At 65.3% G+C, this 15,467-nt stretch carries 12 protein-coding genes; 8 read left to right on the top strand and 4 right to left on the bottom strand.

Annotation, left to right across the window (positions count from 1 at the left end):
* Positions 1-279 precede the first annotated feature (279 nt).
* The gene (gene lpxC / locus PSEJ35_RS0102690) at positions 280-1,191 is read left to right on the top strand and encodes a UDP-3-O-acyl-N-acetylglucosamine deacetylase (protein ID WP_024870178.1); all 912 of its coding nucleotides are present in this window, start codon (positions 280-282) and stop codon (positions 1,189-1,191) included.
* 335 nt (positions 1,192-1,526) lie between these two features.
* Here the strand turns inward: lpxC and PSEJ35_RS16790 are convergent, their stop codons facing one another.
* Positions 1,527-2,009: a DUF721 domain-containing protein gene (locus PSEJ35_RS16790; protein WP_084635405.1), complete on the bottom strand. Its 483-nt coding sequence runs from the start codon at positions 2,007-2,009 to the stop codon at positions 1,527-1,529.
* A 10-nt stretch (positions 2,010-2,019) separates the two neighbouring features.
* Between PSEJ35_RS16790 and PSEJ35_RS0102685 the strand changes: the two genes are divergently transcribed.
* From PSEJ35_RS0102685 to PSEJ35_RS0102675, 3 genes are all read left to right on the top strand, one after another.
* Entirely contained in the window at positions 2,020-2,964 is a 945-nt protein-coding gene (locus PSEJ35_RS0102685; RefSeq protein WP_028916442.1) for a M23 family metallopeptidase, read from the top strand.
* A gap of 216 nt (positions 2,965-3,180) precedes the next feature.
* Complete coding sequence (secA, locus tag PSEJ35_RS0102680) at positions 3,181-5,931, top strand: preprotein translocase subunit SecA (RefSeq protein ID WP_028916441.1); 2,751 nt, start codon at positions 3,181-3,183, stop codon at positions 5,929-5,931.
* Between the two features lie 309 nt (positions 5,932-6,240).
* The gene (locus PSEJ35_RS0102675; RefSeq protein WP_028916440.1) at positions 6,241-7,215 is read left to right on the top strand and encodes a Nudix family hydrolase; all 975 of its coding nucleotides are present in this window, start codon (positions 6,241-6,243) and stop codon (positions 7,213-7,215) included.
* A gap of 310 nt (positions 7,216-7,525) precedes the next feature.
* Here the strand turns inward: PSEJ35_RS0102675 and coaE are convergent, their stop codons facing one another.
* The 3 genes from coaE to PSEJ35_RS0102660 all read right to left on the bottom strand — a co-directional run bounded on the left by coaE (position 7,526) and on the right by PSEJ35_RS0102660 (position 10,458).
* Positions 7,526-8,140, bottom strand: a complete 615-nt coding sequence (coaE, locus tag PSEJ35_RS0102670) for a dephospho-CoA kinase (RefSeq protein WP_028916439.1) — start codon at positions 8,138-8,140, stop codon at positions 7,526-7,528.
* A 162-nt stretch (positions 8,141-8,302) separates the two neighbouring features.
* Complete coding sequence (locus PSEJ35_RS0102665; RefSeq protein ID WP_028916438.1) at positions 8,303-9,169, bottom strand: A24 family peptidase; 867 nt, start codon at positions 9,167-9,169, stop codon at positions 8,303-8,305.
* Between the two features lie 26 nt (positions 9,170-9,195).
* Entirely contained in the window at positions 9,196-10,458 is a 1,263-nt protein-coding gene (locus PSEJ35_RS0102660; protein WP_028916437.1) for a type II secretion system F family protein, read from the bottom strand.
* Positions 10,459-10,949: 491 nt separating this feature from the next.
* Here PSEJ35_RS0102660 and PSEJ35_RS0102655 point away from each other — a divergent pair, with 491 nt between their 5' ends.
* The 4 genes from PSEJ35_RS0102655 (at position 10,950) to PSEJ35_RS17105 (ending at position 15,461) form a co-directional block, all read left to right on the top strand.
* Complete coding sequence (locus PSEJ35_RS0102655; protein ID WP_028916436.1) at positions 10,950-11,381, top strand: pilin; 432 nt, start codon at positions 10,950-10,952, stop codon at positions 11,379-11,381.
* A 78-nt stretch (positions 11,382-11,459) separates the two neighbouring features.
* Positions 11,460-13,469 (top strand): hypothetical protein, encoded by a 2,010-nt coding sequence (locus PSEJ35_RS15210; protein WP_037082219.1) that lies wholly within the window; start codon positions 11,460-11,462, stop codon positions 13,467-13,469.
* A gap of 81 nt (positions 13,470-13,550) precedes the next feature.
* A complete protein-coding gene (locus PSEJ35_RS0102645; RefSeq protein ID WP_028916435.1) occupies positions 13,551-13,976 on the top strand; it encodes a pilin in 426 nt (141 codons plus the stop codon).
* 267 nt (positions 13,977-14,243) lie between these two features.
* On the top strand, positions 14,244-15,461 hold the full coding sequence (locus tag PSEJ35_RS17105) for a hypothetical protein (RefSeq protein ID WP_156924710.1): 1,218 nt from the start codon (positions 14,244-14,246) through the stop codon (positions 15,459-15,461).
* Positions 15,462-15,467: the final 6 nt, after the last annotated feature.

The raw sequence follows: 15,467 nt of genomic DNA, 5'->3' as shown, positions 1-15,467 counted from the left end.
CGGCGGCCGGCCCACGGGTCGGCCCCGCAGTGGATTACCGGCGGGACGCGCCATCGTCCTTGCCGGCGGCAGTAACCGGACACATATATGTCCGGAGTCCGTGTCCCTTGCTGCCGGGCCATGGAGGCCCGGCAGGTTTTCCCGGTCGCAGGCGCACCCCTGCCCGGGAGGCCGCCGCGGGAGCACGGCGGCAGTACGTTAAGATTCAGCTAAATGCGTGATATTCTCACCTGCTTCTCGCGACCCCAGATACGGACCATCCGTCGCACGGCGAACCCCATGACCCGGCAGCGCACCCTCAAGAACACGATCCGCGCCACCGGCGTCGGCCTGCACAGCGGCAACAAGGTCTACATGACCCTGCGCCCCGCGCCGGCCGACCATGGCATCGTGTTCCGCCGCACCGACCTGGATCCGGTCGTCGAGATGCCCGCCGCCGCCGAGCTGGTCACCGAGACCACGCTGTGCACCGGCCTGTCCTGCGGTCCGGCCAAGGTCCAGACCGTCGAGCACCTGATGTCGGCCGCCGCCGGCCTGGGCATCGACAACATGATCGTCGAGCTGTCCTCGGCCGAGCTGCCGATCATGGACGGTTCGGCCGGCCCGTTCGTGTTCCTGCTGCAGTCCGCCGGCATCGCCGAGCAGGACGCGCCCAAGCGCTTCATCCGCATCCTCAAGGACGTGGAAGTGCGCGACGGCGACAAGATCGCCCGCTTCAGCCCGTATGACGGCTTCCGCCTGGATTTCACCATCCAGTTCGACCATCCGATGATCCCGGCCAAGCAGTCGCAGCACCGGCTGGAGTTCTCGACCGCCGCGTACATCAAGGAAATCTCCCGCGCGCGCACCTTCGGCTTCATGCGTGACCTGGAGTACATGCGCGACCTCAACCTCGGCCTGGGCGGCTCGATGGACAACGCCATCGTGCTGGACGAGTTCCGCGTCCTCAACGAGGACGGCCTGCGCTACGCCGACGAGTTCGTGCGCCACAAGATCCTCGACGCGATCGGCGACCTGTACCTGGTCGGGGCCCCCGTGCTGGGCGCCTACGAGGGCTACAAGTCCGGCCACGCGCTCAACAACAAGCTCGCCCGTGCGCTGATGGCCGACGCCACCGCGTGGGAGAAGGTGAGCTTCGACGACGCGACGGCCCAGGCGCCGCTGGCCTACGGCACGCCGGCGCTGGCGTAAGCCGTACCGCTGGCTGACTGGCCGGGTCTCTTCCGAATCCAGCACTCCGGAGCTGCACGTTCAGCTCCGTAATGGCCCGCGCCCGTGTGCCTCCGGGGCTGGCATATAGGCTTCCGCTGGAATGCCCCGCCAGGCCTGACGATGCCGCCTGCGGCGGCTCCAAACCTGAACGCGGCATTCAGTCTGGTGACTGCTGACCGGCTTCAGGCACTTTCATGAAGCGTGAACCCGATCCGGGATCCGTTCCCGTCGTAACAAATCTTTAACCAGTTGCTAACGACGTGATGGATGGGTGACGTTAGGATGCCCCGCCGGTTGGCCTCAGGCAGCGTGTTTTACGTTGCCCGGCCGGTCCGGGAAGCCGGGGCCGTAGGTCCCGGTTCCAGGGAACCGGAAGGATCGGGTTCCCGCAGGGATGCCAATGCGTCGTCCACGGCTTTGCGGGCGGCCGCTGAAACCGGGGGAGCCGTTGCACCGGCCGAAGGGTGCGGATGCAGCGGACCGGTAGTCGTTTTGATGATGACTGCGGTGGGGTTCAGCCCGACGGAGCGGGCCGCATCGAGGAGTTCGGCCTCGGCGAGGCGCAAACGAGCCCGCCAGACCGGCGAATCGGTGACAAAAACGAGTTGTCCGCCGGAGACGTTGGCCAACCGGCAATGGGGCACCAGCCCCGGCGGCAACAGGGGACGCAATTGCTGGTCCAGCGCATCGAGCCAGAGGGCCCGGCGCAAGGTGGCGCCAGTTTCATCCGCGAACGCGGCTTCGGCGGCGGGAAGCGGGACGGCCGCCCTGCGGGCGTTGGACTTCGAACCAGGCATACCCGAAAGCATGAGCTATAAATTCATAGTAAGAAACCCGCGTGACGGTCGCGCCAACGGAATCAAGGGGCGCATCGGTGCAATCGCCACGCAGCGGCCCGCCCTTGCCTTCGCGGCGGTGTTGGCCACCGGTGTCCTGCTCGGCACCGGCGCCGGCGTGGCGATCGGGAGGGCCAATGCGCAGCACACCGAAGCGCGCCTGGCCCTGCAACAGGAGGAACTGGAGCAGGTCCGGCGCCAGTCCCAGAAGGAAATCAACGCCCTTGCCGCGCGCCTGGGCGAGCTGCAGGCCCAGGCCAACCGCCTCAACGCCCTCGGCGAGCGCCTGGCCGAGGCCGGCAAGCTCGAGGACGGTGAATTCGACTTCCAGGGCGCGCCCGGCCAGGGCGGCGGCGGCGTCGCCGGCGACATGCCGCTGGAGGACCTGGTCGCGGGGCTGGACGAGGTCCAGGCCCAGTTCGAGGCCTCCGGTCGGCAGCTGTCGGTGATGGAATCGCTGCTGTTCGACCGCCAGCTGGAGACCAACGCGCTGCCGGTGCGTTCGCCGGTGCGCCGCAGCTACATCACCTCCGGCTTCGGCAACCGCGCCGACCCGTTCGGCCGCGGCCGGGCCATGCACAAGGGCATCGACTTCCACGCCAACGTGGGCGATCCGGTGCTGGCGGTGGCCGACGGCGTGGTCAGCTTCGCCGGCGCGCGCAGCGGCTACGGCAACACGGTCGAGGTCGACCACGGCAACGGCTACGTCACCCGCTACGCGCACAACTCGCGCCTGAGCGTGAAGGTCGGCGACCTGGTCCGCGCCGGCGAGCAGGTCGCCAAGGCCGGCTCCACCGGCCGCTCCACCGGCGCCCACGTGCACTTCGAGGTGTGGGAAAACGGCCGGGTGGTCAACCCGCGCAAGTTCCTCGCCGATGGCCGCGCCCCGGTGAACGAAAGCCGCGGCCGCGGCTGATCGCGGCATCCACCGGCAGACCCGTCCCCGCGAGGGGGCGGGTCTTTCGTTTTGCGGACCCGGCCGCGCGCGCCGTGACCGATGGCAGGGTGTCTTGAGATCGCCGGCCGGCGTCCCAAGCTACAATGCCGTGTTGCCCAGGCAGGGCGCTTCGCGCCCGGCCGTCGCGGCCGCCGCAGGCGGACACCGGGCGTTCATTCCCAATTGGCCTCATCGATGATCAACAAACTGCTTACCCGTGTCTTCGGCAGCCGCAACGACCGGCTCCTGCGCCAGCTGGACCGCATCGTCGCCCAGATCAACGCGCTCGAGCCGGAGATGCAGAAGCTCTCCGACGAGGCCCTGCAGGCGAAGACCCCGGAGTTCCAGCAGCGCATCGCCGGAGGCGAGTCGCTGGACAAGATCCTGCCGGAGGCCTTCGCGGTCTGTCGCGAGGCCAGCCGCCGGGTGATGGGCATGCGCCACTACGACGTGCAGCTGATCGGCGGCATGGTCCTGCACCTGGGCAAGATCGCCGAGATGCGCACCGGCGAGGGCAAGACCCTGGTGGCGACCCTGCCGGTGTACCTCAACGCCCTGGAAGGCAAGGGCGTGCACGTGGTCACCGTGAACGACTACCTGGCCCGCCGCGACGCGGCGTGGATGGGCAAGCTGTACAACTGGCTGGGCCTGTCGGTTGGCGTGGTCTACCCGGGCATGCCGCATTCGGACAAGAAGGCCGCCTACGCCGCCGACATCACCTACGGCACCAACAACGAGTTCGGCTTCGACTACCTGCGCGACAACATGGCGCTGTCGAAGAACGACCGCTTCCAGCGCGGCCTGCACTACGCCATCGTCGACGAGGTCGACTCGATCCTGATCGACGAGGCGCGTACCCCGCTGATCATCTCCGGCCCGGCCGACGAGTCGCCGGAGCTGTACATCCGGGTCAACCGGATCGTGCCGCAGCTGACCCGCCAGGAGGCCGAGGACGCCGAGGGCGACTACTGGGTCGACGAGAAGGGCAAGCAGGTGCACCTGTCCGAGGCAGGCATGGAGCACGCCGAGGAGCTGCTGCGCCGCGCCGGCATCCTGGGCGAGGACGAGAGCCTGTACGGGGCCAACAACCTGGCCGTGGTCCACCACCTCAACGCCGCCCTGCGCGCGCACGCGCTGTTCCAGCGCGACGTGGACTACATCGTCCGCGACGGCGAGGTAGTGATCGTCGACGAGTTCACCGGCCGTACCCTGGCCGGTCGCCGCTGGTCCGACGGCCTGCACCAGGCGGTGGAGGCCAAGGAAGGCGTGCCGGTCCAGCGCGAGAACCAGACGCTGGCATCGATCACCTTCCAGAACCTGTTCCGCATGTACGGCAAGCTGTCGGGCATGACCGGCACGGCCGACACCGAGGCCTACGAGTTCCAGAGCATCTACGGCCTGGAAGTGGTGGTGATCCCGACCCACAAGCCGGTGCAGCGCGTCGACTACCCGGACCAGGTGTTCCTCAACCGCGAGGGCAAGTTCCGCGCGGTGCTGGCCGACATCCAGGACTGCCACAAGCGCGGCCAGCCGGTGCTGGTCGGCACCACCTCGATCGAGACCTCGGAGATGCTCTCCGAGTACCTGCGCAAGGCCGGCGTGCCGCACGAGGTGCTCAACGCCAAGCAGCACGAGCGCGAGGCGCAGATCGTCGCCAACGCCGGCCGCCCGGGCGCGGTGACCATCGCCACCAACATGGCCGGCCGCGGCACCGACATCGTGCTGGGCGGCTCGCTGGAGGCCGAACTGGCCGCGCTGGGCGACGAGTCCACCGCGCTGGAGAAGGCCAAGGTCCGCCGCGCGTGGGAGGCGCGCCACGAGCAGGTCAAGGCCGCCGGCGGCCTGCACATCATCGGCACCGAGCGCCACGAGTCCCGCCGCATCGACAACCAGCTGCGCGGCCGCTCCGGCCGCCAGGGCGACCCGGGTTCCTCGCGCTTCTACCTGTCGCTCGAAGACAACCTGATGCGCATCTTCGCCTCCGACTGGGTGCAGAAGGCGATGCGCATGATGGGCATGAAGGAAGACGACGTCATCGAGGACAAGCTGGTCAGCCGGCAGATCGAGAAGGCGCAGCGCAAGGTCGAGGCGCACAACTTCGACATCCGCAAGAACCTGCTGGACTTCGACGACGTCAACAACGACCAGCGCAAGGTCATCTACGCCCAGCGCAACGAGCTGCTGGAGGCGGACTCGGTCAAGGACAACATCGACGGCATCGTCGGCGACGTGGTCAACGAGCTGGTGACCCGCTTCGTGCCGCCGGAGTCGGTGGACGAGCAGTGGGACCTGCCGGGCCTGGAGGCCGCGCTGGAAGGCGAGCTGGGCCTGCGCCTGGACCTGCAGGGCCTGGCCAGGTCGAGCGAGGAGCTGGACGCGGAGGGCATCGAGCGCCACGTGCAGGAAGCGGTCGCGGCGATGTTCGCGGAGAAGGAAGCCCAGCTGGGCGAGGAAACCGCGCGCGCGCTCGAGAAGCACATCATGCTCAACGTGCTCGACCAGAGCTGGAAGGAGCACCTGGCGCGCATGGACTACCTGCGCCAGGGCATCCACCTGCGCGGCTACGCGCAGAAGCAGCCGAAGCAGGAGTACAAGAAGGAAGCGTTCGAGCTGTTCTCGGAGATGCTGGAGAACGTCAAGCGCCAGGTCGTGAGCCTGCTGGCGCGCGTGCGCATCCGCAGCGAGGAGGAAGTGGCTGCCCTGGAAGCGCAGGAGCGTGCGCAGGCCGAGGCCAAGCTGCGCCAGGCGCAGTTCCAGCACGCGATGGCCGAAGGCTACGACACCGAAGACGAGGTCGCCGCGATCGAGCGCGAGCGCATGGCCTCGGTGATGGGCGCCGCCGCCCCGGGCACCGTGGTGCGCGATGCGGCCAAGGTCGGCCGCAACGATCCGTGCCCGTGCGGCAGCGGCAAGAAGTTCAAGCATTGCCACGGGCAGCTCAGCTAGCTGGGCTGCCCGTGGGTGCCGCCCGCTGAGGCGGGCGGCACACCGGGTTCCGCATTGCGGATCCCGGTGCCACGGCCTTGCTTCCGATCCCCCGCGCCTTCGGCGCGCCCCCCTTACCAAGGGGGGGCTTTCCTCCAGATACGCCTGCCTGGGGACTTGGCTTCGCCTCGTCCTGCAGTGGTGCCTGCATGCGTTTCCGTACCTTGGTCGCGCCATGCGTATGTGTGGAGCGGCGATTTCGGGATGCCGGCCGGTACTCAGGCGTCCGAGGATTGCGCGCGCGGTGGGGGGTTGGGCATTCTCGGTTTCATGGGAGATCACTTGCGTTCGATACATGTGGTGGCGGGTGTCATCACCGATGTCCGCGGCAGGGTGCTGCTGACGCGCCGCGGCGAGAACAGCGACCTTCCCGGCCTGTGGGAATTTCCCGGCGGCAAACGCGAGCCCGGCGAGACCTCGGAGCAGGCGCTGGCCCGCGAGCTGCAGGAAGAGCTGGGTATCGACGCGGAAGTCGGCGAGCTGCTGATAGAGGTGCCGCAGCAGTACCCGAGCAAGCGCCTGCGCCTGGAGGTGCGGAAGATCACCGCCTGGAAGGGCAATCCGCGCGGGCGCGAAGGGCAGGCGCTGACCTGGGTCGCGCCGGAGCGGCTGGCACGCTATTCGATGCCGCCGGCCGACGTGCCGGTGGTGGGCGTGCTGCGCCAGCCCGAGCGCTACCTGGTCACGCCCGATCCGGGCGCCGACCTGGCCGGTTGGCATCGCGCGCTGGCGCGTGCGCTGGATTCCGGTATCGAACGCATCCAGCTGCGCGCACGCAGCCTGGCGCCCGAAGCCTACGCAGCACTGGCGCGCGAAGTGGCGGCGGCATGCCGTTCCGCCGGCGCCGAGCTGCTCCTCAACCGCGATATCGCACTGGCCGCGGAACTGGGCGTGGGCGTGCAGCTGGGCAGCGAGCAGCTCGCTGGGCTCGGTAAGCGTCCGCTGCCGGCCGCGCAGGTTGTCGGCGCGTCCTGCCACACCCTGGAAGACCTGCGCCAGGCGCAGGCGCTGGGCTGCGATTTCGCCGTGCTCGGGCCGCTGCAGGAGACCGCGACGCATCCGGGAGCGACGCCGCTGGGCTGGGATGGATTCGTGGCCCTGCGCGAACAGGTCGCGCTGCCGATCTACGCGATCGGTGGCCTGGCTGACGCCGACCTGGCCACCGCACGCGGGCATGGTGCCCAGGGCATCGCCGCCATTCGCGCGCTGTGGCCTTCCGCCACCCAGGCTGCTGCTGCGCATTGAGCCGCCCCGCAACAGCCCGAACGTAGCCCGGATAAGGCCGAAGGCCGCATCCGGGGAATGAACGCAAGCTTCCGGATCGGGAGGCCGGCGCCGCCGCACTTGCCCCGGATGCGCTTCGCTTATCCGGGCTACTTGTTCCCTCTGGCGCGCCCCCGGGCATCAGCCACCCCCGTAGAGTCGGGCTCGCCCGACTCTGCCGCCGAGGTCCCCGGCGCCCTCACAGCGCCGAGCGGGGCAAGCCCCGCTCTACAAGGCACGTATCGCCCTCCAACGGGCGGGCGGAACGCCCGATACCGGCCTGTAGCGAACCCTACCCCCGCCCCGCCATCTCCCGATATCGCGCATCCAGTGCCGCGACCGGCCCATCCAGATGCTCCGGGTGTCCGTCGTTGACCAGCACGTCGTCGGCGATCGCCAGCCGCGCCTCGCGGCTGGCCTGCGCCCCGATCATGCGCGCGGCCAGGGCCTCGTCCACGCCGTCGCGGCGCATCAGCCGTGCGTGCTGCAGTTCGACCGGGGCATCGACCACCACGATGCGATCCAGCCACGGGTAACCCGCGCGTCCGCCGGCCTCGGCCAGCAGCGGGATCGCGGCGATGGCGTAGGGACTGGCCGCGGCGCGGCACTCGGCCTCGAGCTGGCGACGGATGGCCGGGTGGGTGATCGCCTCCAGCGCACGGCGCGCCTCGGCATCGGCGAAGATCCGCTCGCGCAGCCGTCGCCGGTCGAGACTGCCATCGGCCTGCAGCATTTCCGCGCCGAAACGTTCGACGATCGCGGCCAGCGCCGGCTGGCCCGGTTCGACCACCGCCCGAGCGGCCAGGTCGGCATCGGCGACATGGATGCCCAGTGCCTCGAAACGGCGCGTGACCTCACTCTTGCCGGCGGCCACGCCCCCGGTCAGGCCGATGATGAAATCGCTCATGTCGGTGCGGGCAGGGGAGGGACGCGCATTGTAGAAGCACGCGGCCGGGCGGCGTCACGCGCCGCGGAACGGTACGAGCCGGCGGGTTCGCCTCAGGAGCGAACTCGGGAGTTGCGTGCGCCTTCCACCCGCTAGGCACCCGAAGGCGTCAACGCCGGAGGATCAGCCCGACAGCCCCGCGAACCGCAGGTAGGTGTCGATCATCCGCTCGCCCCAGAAGAAGACGATCCAGCCGGCGATCGCCAGGTAGGGGCCGAACGGGATCGGCGTGGCGCGGTCGCGGCCCTTCCAGGCCAGCCAGATCGAGCCCAGCACCGCGCCGATGACGGACGACAGCAGGATCACCGGCAGGATGCCCTTCAGCCCCACCCAGGCGCCGATGGCGGCCAGCAGCTTGAAGTCGCCGTGGCCCATGCCTTCCTTGCCGGTGAGCTGCTTGAACAGCCACCACACGCTCCACAGCGACACGTAGCCGGCCACCGCGCCCAGCAGCGCCGGCTTGGCCGGCATGAACAGGTTGTCCAGGCTGGCGACCAGGCCCAGCCACATCAGCGGCAAGGTCAGCTGGTCCGGCAGCAGACGGGTGCGCAGGTCGATGCCCGAGGCGGCGACCAGGAACCAGGTGAACAGCATCGCGCCGAAGCCCTGCCAGCCGAAGCCGAAGCGCCAGGCGCAGACCACGGTGAGCAGGCCGGTCAGCAGTTCCACCAGCGGGTACTGGATGGAGATGCGCTGGCCGCTGTAGCGCGAGCGGCCGCGCAGCATCAGCCAGCTGAGCACCGGGATGTTCTCCCACCACTTCAGCCGGTCGCCGGTGACCGGGTCGTGCGAAGGCTCGACCACCACCCCGGGCGGCGGCGGGTCGTAGATCTCCGGCAGCTCCAGCACTTCCCGCGCGTCCCGCTTCCACTCCCACTCCAGCCGCCGCGGCAGGCGCAGGATGACCACGTTGAGGAAGCTGCCGACGGCCAGGCCGACGGCAGCTGCAAGCGGGTAGCCCAGCTGGGGGTGCTGGTCGAGGAAGGCCATGCGTTGTTGTTCTTGTTGTCCGGGGCTTAGACCGTGGCGGCCAGCTTGAAGATCGGCAGGTACATGCCGATGACCATGCTACCGACCAGTACACCGATGACCACCATGATCATAGGCTCCATCAGGCTGGCCAGCGCGTCCACGGCGTTGTTGACTTCCTGCTCATAGTATTCGGCTACCTTAAACAGCATCGTGTCCAAGGCGCCGGCCTCCTCGCCGATCGCGGCCATCTGGATAACCATGTGCGGGAAGAGGTTGGTCTGCTTCATCGCCAGGTTTACCGGGTAGCCCACGGCGACATCATCGCGGATGCGGTACACGGCCTTCTCGTACACGGAATTGCCGGTAGCGCCCGCGACCGAATCCAGTGCCTCGACCAGTGGAACGCCCGCTTTGAACGTGACCGCAGTGGTGCGGGCAAAGCGCGCGATCGCGCTGTTGTGGAGGATTGGCCCAACGACCGGGATCTTGAGCACAACCTTGTCTAGGAAGTGCTGGAATGCCGGCGAACGCTTATAAAAGAAAAGGAAGCCGAAAATCCCGGCGGCCATCACGATCAGGAACATCCACCAGTAAGACACCATGAAGTCGGATGCCGCTACGATCATCTTGGTGAATGCTGGCAGATCCGCGCCAAAGCTTTTGAACGTGGTCTCGAACTGCGGCACCACGAAGATCAGCAGGATAGCGCTGACGATAATCGCCACGGCGATGGTCATGATCGGATAGAACAGCGCCTTCTTGATCTTGCCCTTGAGGGCCTCGACGTTCTCCTTGTAGCTGGCGATGGTGTCGAGCACTGTCTCCAGCACGCCAGCGCCTTCGCCGGCCCGCACCAGGTTTCGATAGAGCTCATCAAACTGCACCGGGTGCTTGCTGATAGCTTCGTACAGCGAAGAGCCGCCCTCGATGTCGGTGCGGATCTGGTCGACCATCGCCTTCATGCGCGGGTTCTTGTGCCCGCCGGCGATGATTTCCAGGGACGACACGATGGGCACACCCGATTTCATCATGGTGGCCATCTGCCGGCTGAAGAAGGCGATGTCCTTGGGGGCGATCGTCTTGCCGGCCGAGCCGAACAGGGGCTTGGGCTTCGGCTTGACGACGGTCGGTGTGATGCCCTGTCGGCGCAACTCCGCCCGCAGCAGATTGGCGTTCTTGGCGGGTTGCTCTCCCTTGATTTTTACGCCGCGCTTGTCGGTACCCTCCCAGACGAAGGGCACGAGCTGGCTGGTAGCCCGATCGACAGGTGCGGGCGGCTTCCTCACGGCACTGCGGGACGCGGACATGCTCGTTCTCCCCGCCGGCATCCCCTCGCCGGCATGATGGCCGCATGGTAGCGGGTAAAACCGTCGCTGACAGCCACCCCGATCACGCTTCGGCCAGTGTGCCGGCGGCCCGGCCGGTTGGCGTGCCGCGCCCCGGTGCCCAAGGCATTCCCCCGTACCGCCATGGGTGATGGGTCTTCACAGTCGGAGCCGGCCGGGGAGCGGCTCGCCATCCCGAAGGTGCTGGATGGACAATTTGCGTCACTTTTTGACTTGTAGGGTCACATCGTCTCCTGCGCACTGGATCACAGGAGGAATGTGCCGGGTCACCGGGCGTTCCCCGGCGGGTACTGCTACGATGAATGGGCGCGGCCGGGGAGGCCGAGTTGGCATATAACATGCGTGCCTTCTGGCACGTGGCGAACCCGCCGCGCGATGCCCGCGTTCCGGAGAGGACACGGGTCTAGTTACGGCAAGTGTCCTAACCAAACTACCGCTCTAGGGGAAAATCGATGAAAAAGAACATGCAGGGCTTCACCCTGATCGAACTGATGATCGTCGTGGCGATCATCGCCATCCTCGCGGCCATCGCGCTGCCGGCTTACCAGGACTATCTGATCCGTTCGCAGGTGTCTGAGGGTGCCAGCTTGGCTGCGGGTGCCAAGACTGCTTTGGCTGAGTACAAGGCCAATACCGGTTCTTGGCCTGCGGACAACGGGGCAGCCGGTCTTGCTGCTTCGACTGAAATCACCGGCAAGTACGTTACCGGCGTGGATGTCTCTACCGCTGGCCAGATTGCAGTGACGTTCGGTAACGACGCGAACTCTGCGATTTCCGGGCAGACGCTCGTGTTCTCGGCGATCAGCAACGTGGGTAGCATCGAGTGGAGCTGCACCCCGAGTACGGTCAACGGCAAGTATCTGCCTTCCAATTGCCGCAGCTAACTGGTGTACGACACTGGAAGGGCCGCGCAAGCGGCCCTTCTTTTTTGCCCGATTGCTCTCCAAGACCGGAACAACTCCATGCAGCGTCCGGGGAATATTTGGCTCTGGCTGGTCGCCTTCATTATTCTGGGCCTCGCGATATTTGTATATCTACCTGGATTATCTGGTGGGTTCCTGTTTGATGACTTTGCCAACTTGCCGGCCTTAGGGCGGTATGGTGCTGTCGAGAGCTGGACGACGTTCTGGCGCTATATAACCTCGGGTACGGCTGACCCCATAGGTCGCCCCCTATCGCTTCTTACGTTTCTTATTGACGCAAACGACTGGCCTGCTAACCCCCGTACTTTCAAACAGACAAATCTAACCCTGCATCTGATCAACGGCATCTTGCTTGGGTTTCTGCTCGCGCGCCTGACGAAGGAAGTTGGGGTTGATGGTGGGCGTGCGGTCGCAGCGGCGATCCTTGGGGCGGGACTCTGGCTCCTGCACCCCCTATTCGTCTCGACCACCCTGTACATCGTGCAGCGCGAGACCATGCTGCCGGGAACCTTCATTCTGCTCGGCTTGACCGGCTACTTCGCCGGCCGTGAACGTGCTCGGAGGGGTCAATGGTTCGGCGTATTTCTGGCTGGCGGCTCCCTTCTTGTCTGCACGGTGCTTGGCGTCCTGAGCAAGGGCAATGGGGCACTGCTTCCAGTCTTAGCTTGGTTGCTTGATGTAGTGCTTTTGGGGAGGGGGCGGCCCCCAATGCCACCCCGTGTGAGAGCCGGATTCGTATGGATGCGGAGGGTATGCATAGTCTTGCCGGCCCTGATCGTGCTGATCTATCTGGCCAAGGTCGGCTGGAATGGCTTCTTGTACGGTATGCCTCCGCACCGCCCTTGGACGTTGGGAGAGCGCCTGATGACAGAGGCGCGCGTCGTGACCCAGTATTTGGGGCTACTGTGGTCGCCACGGCCCTACACTACCGGCCTCTTCAATGATGCCGTAGTGATTTCGAATGGGTTGTTCCAGCCAATTACAACTTTCTTCTCGGTCTCGTTTCTGATCGGGTTGGGCATCTCGGCTTGGCTGCTTCGCAGGCGCTGGCCAGCCTGGGCGGCTGCGGTGTCGTTCTTCTTTGTCGCCCATCTGATGGAGTCCTCTGTGGTGGCTCTGGAGCTGTACTACGAGCACCGCAACTACGTTCCGGCTTTCCTTATGTTTTGGCCCTTGGCGCTCTGGTTGGTCGGGATCTCGTTCGGCAGGGACGGGGTTCCCCAGCCTGTCAGTACTTTCCTTGGGGTTCGAGTCCTACTCGCGGGAGTCCTGCCGCTGACTCTGGCTGGCTTGACCTGGATGCGTGCCGACCTCTGGGGTAACACGGATGACCAAGCCGCCGTATGGGCGTTGCGCAACCCTGATTCGCCGCGTGCGCAGGCCTATGCTGCGCAGCTACAACTGGCACGAGGGGACCTTGGTGGTGCGATCGATCGGTTGGAAAAACTGCGCTCCCGGTTAGGGGCCGATATCCATGCAAGCCTGAATTTGGTCGGTGCGAAATGCCATGCTGGAACCCTGAGAGAGCGAGACTTGGAGCTCGCGGGCCATGCGCTGCGGACTACGCGCAGTTTCGAGCGGATGGGTTATGACTGGTTTGTGCGCAGCATCGACTCGGCCGCGAGAGGGGGTTGCAAGGGCATGGACCTCAATGCCTTGCATCAGTTACTTCAGGCAGCCCGGGAAAATCCGTACGCAAGTCAAATCCCTGGACGTGTGCAGGACATTTTCAACCTTGAAGGGCGCATCGCCTTGGCGAAAGGTGACTTCGAGGCGGCCTTGGAAGCCTTCGACAAGGCGCTAGAGGTCCAGCCGAGACCCGGAGTAGCCTTGGCCCAAGCAGCAATGCTGGGGGGGGCGGGGGCGCCGGAGGCAGGCTTACAGCATCTTGATCGGTACGAACAGCTCAGCGTGCGACGGGCACCTCCCGCAATCCGGGATATGGCAGGAATTCATGAACGCCTCCTTGAGAGTGATGGCTACTGGGAGAAGGAGTTTCCAAGACTGCGGTCACAGTTAGAGGCGGAAAGGGCGTTCTCGGCCGATTAGTCTGGCTCAAAATGCTCCTTCGTGGCCCGCTTTTTGCTTGGTCTCCGGCAGAGGATCTAAAGCCGGCGGGGGAAGGTGACCATGAAGCAGAATGGATTCACTCTGATTGAACTGATGATCGTCGTGGCCATCATTGCCATCTTGGCTGCGATCGCCCTGCCGGCCTATCAGGATTATTTGGTGCGAACGCAGGTGTCGGATGGACTAAGTTTGGCTATGGGGGCGAAGAACGCCGTTTGGGAGTACACGTCCAACACGGGCGGCATGCCGGCTAATAACGCTGCAGCGGGCTTGCCTGATCCTGCTGACATAAAGAGCAAGTACGTCGAGCGCATTACTGTGGGGCCTACAGGGATCGAGGTAGCCTTTGGTAATGCTGCAAACGCCGCCATCGCGGGCCAGACCCTTGTCCTTTCCCCCTACACGGGTGCCAACGCGGGCTCCATTAACTGGAGCTGCGCGGGAGGAACGTTGGATCCTAAGTATCGGGCAACAGTGTGTCGCTGAGGGCTCTGTTGAGCGGTGAGCTGACTAGGGTTCTGTTTCTGCCGGTGTTCCGTTGGGGGGCGTTCCGGAGTCCCCGCTATCCGCGCGGCGTTTGGGTCTTCTTCAGCCCGGGCGCACGATGAACATCAATAGGTCTTTGCACTCTATAGAGCCCTGACGTGCAGCGGAGGCGTGTGTGCTGGTCCTAATGGCGATAATGGGTCCCGTTTGGTGGTGCGCTATTGGGCGTACATCGCCTGTCAGTAATAGCGCGCTGAGCTTAACGCGATGATCGGCTTGCTACGCTATCGCCCAGGCGCCTGGTTACGTAGTGGTGGAACATTGCTGGCATGGATGCTCGCGCGTGCCGCGGCGCAGTTCATCACGTTGCTTTTGCTCGCCAAGACTTTGGGCGCAAGCGAGTACGGTCGGCTTGTAGTTGTTATCTCCCTCGCAACGTTGGTTACACCACTGGTTGGCCTGGGGCTTAGCAACGTCGTGCTCCGCAATGGAGCTAAGGATCCGGGCAATCTCCCGTTGTACCTGGGTATTGCGACCCATTGGTGGGCATGGACCTTGTTGCCCGGCCTCGCTTTGGCAATGTCAATGTTGCTGTGGTTGTTCCCGGATGGCGCCCCGCTGCTCGCGGGCGCGACGGCAGTGGGTGCCGAAGTCGCCGCCAGTTCATTAGGAGACCTGCGGGCGCGCCACTGTCAGGCAGAGCGCCGAATTGGTGCCTCGGGTGTAATCAATGCCGGGCTTCCGTTGTTGCGCTTCCCCATGTTAGGTCTGTTGTTCTTCATAGTCCCGAGCGCGACCATTGAGCTTGTGCTGTGGGTATACACCGTCAGCAGCGTGACATACCTGCTGATACTGTTAAGGCCCTTGCGGGCACTTCCACACCGGGGGCGGGGCGGAGAGGCCATGTCGGGCAGTAGTGGCTTACCATTCACGGTAGCTATCGTCTCCGTAAGGCTGCAGTCGGAGTTCAATAAGCCAATCCTCGCGCATTCGGCGTTTTCCTTAGCTGGCAGTTACAACGTTGCACAGCGCTTTGTGGAATTAGCCAGCATGCCACTACTAGCGTTACAGGAGGCGTTGTGGCCCCGCCTGCATGCGCACGCGAGCCCCTTGGAATCCTGGTTACGCACGGGCGCATGGCTGCTTTTTATGTCGCTGGCCTGTTCTGTCGTGCTTTGGCTGGCAGCTCCCTTCTTGCCCTGGCTATTAGGGCAGGACTATACGTCCGCAATGGATACACTCAGGATGTTGGCCTGGTTGCCGACGCTCCAGACATTACGCTCGCTGCTCAACTTCCACGCCATCCATTTTGGACGTATGCGCTGGATTGGATGGACCTATGCCGGAGGAGCAGTTACCAGTGTCCTCATTGTTGCGACTCTGGTTCCCGTAAATGGTTTGGCTGGCGCAGTGGTGGCCGCGTATGCCAGCGAAGTTATGATGACTGTTCTATTGGTTGGCGGCATGAAGTTTGCCAAGGCGTGACTCGGA

The organism is Pseudoxanthomonas sp. J35 (genome assembly GCF_000513995.1).
Classification (GTDB): Bacteria; Pseudomonadota; Gammaproteobacteria; order Xanthomonadales; family Xanthomonadaceae; genus Pseudoxanthomonas.
Note: the sequence above shows the minus strand (reverse complement) of the source record. Positions and strands in the feature narration are given on the sequence as shown.